The organism is Arachidicoccus sp. (assembly GCF_050436765.1).
Lineage (GTDB): Bacteria > Bacteroidota > Bacteroidia > Chitinophagales > Chitinophagaceae > Arachidicoccus.
Genome location: NZ_JBNQGD010000427.1, coordinates 1 through 1,776 on the forward strand (window position 1 = coordinate 1; position 1,776 = coordinate 1,776).

Annotated in this window: 1 protein-coding gene; it reads right to left on the bottom strand. The window is 37.3% G+C overall.

The annotated features are described in order from the left end of the window. Window positions 1-1,776: reverse transcriptase/ribonuclease H family protein (locus ACQR30_RS18080; protein WP_429737201.1), on the bottom strand; the 1,776-nt coding region annotated here is incomplete at both ends.

Here is a 1,776-nt window from a genome sequence, read left to right on the forward strand (position 1 = left end):
GCATGACAATAAACATGCTGATGGTGGTTCATTGTGTCACAATTCATAGAGCATTCCCATTTTCCTCGATGAATTGGTTGTCCAGCTATGATCCATTTGTATTCAATATTAGCCATTTGTAAATCTCGCCATTCCTTCTTGGTATAAGTATAAGCAGTGGTGACAATACACTCGACTTCATCTTCATTGTCAGGGTTAGAGATATGCCATTCGATATCACTTTTTGGCTCATCCTTTTCCCAGTCGTAGTACTCAAGTTCCCAACCATTTGGGTTGTTATCGACTTTACCAGTTGCAGGATTAAAAACTTTGTTAAAATATTCTGAATCAGAACCAGCTTCTTGAATTTCTTTTTCTGAAAGAGGAGTTTGAGCTCTTTGTTTGCCTTTTTCTTCTGAAGTGAAGTTTTTAATAACTTCTTCTTTTCCTTCTTCAGACATAGAGCTTTCATCGTAGGTTTCCTTAATATAATTGTTGAGATCTTCAACTGATTCTCGAATTTCATTTATAGCTGCTTGTACTTCTGGTTGATTATAAAAATCTTGATATTCTTCAGTATCGACTGAAGAATCGGAGTATTCGCATACACATTGGATTTCTCCACAACAAGAGTAAGCTATTGGCGATGTTGGAGTTATACTTCTTTTTGGCTTCTTTTTAGGTCGTTCTTCATCAGATTCCGTTTCAGCATCATAAGCATCATCATACTCATCTTCATCTTCTGAAGAGGTATAAAAACAATCATTTTCACCTTCACTTTCTGAAGTATCAGTGCAATTTTCTTCAAGTACTTTGTCTACTGTATGGTCAGATTCGTTATAATTTTCATAAGCCCTTTTTGCGATTTTGTTTCCAATTTCTTGGGCAATGGAGTACATAAATACTTCTTTTGGCTCATTCAAACGAGAGAGAGCATCGGCGTTTGCGTTAGCTTTTCCAGGTCGATGTTTGATTTCAAAATCGTATTGCTGCAACTTCATGATCCATCGAGCACGACGTCCTTCTGGCATTTTGGCTGTATGAAGCCATTTCAAAGCAGAGTGGTCAGTAATCACTGTAAAAGGTTTGGAAATTAAATAATGTCTAAAATATTCAATGCCCCATACAACAGCGAGGCATTCTTGGTCTGTTATTGAGTAATTTCCTTCAGCCTTTGTGAGAGATCTGCTAGCATAGGCGATAACATGGTCCTTTTCGTCATCTCCAATTTGTGCAAGGACAGCACCAAGTCCAGTGCCGGAGGCATCAGTGTAAAGAATAAATGGTTTGTCAAAATCTGGATGAGCAAGGATGGGAGCTTTGCACATTCGTTCTTTCAGGAAATCAAAAGCTTTTTGTTGCTTATTTGTCCAGATAAAATCAGCATCCTTCTGAAGTAAGGAGTTAAGTGGACTTGCATGTTTCGAGAAATCTTTGATAAATTTTCGGTAGTAGGAGAACAGTCCTAATGCACCACGAAGTTCCGTAAGATTTGTAGGGACTGGGAAATTTTTAACTTTTTCGACCTTCTTGGGGTCGGGTTTAAGACCATCTCGACCAACGATGTGTCCTAAATATTCTATATTGGGGTGACAAAAATAGCACTTTTTAAGGTTAATTTTAAATTTAGCTTCTCTCAACGTATTAAACACTTGTCCCAAGTGATCAATATGCTGTTCAAATGATCCGGTTGAATAAATAATTATATCGTCCAGATAAACGCAAACGAATTTTCCAATGAAATCCTGTAAAATGTAGTTCATTAATCTTTGAAAGGTGGCAGGAGCATAAGAGAGA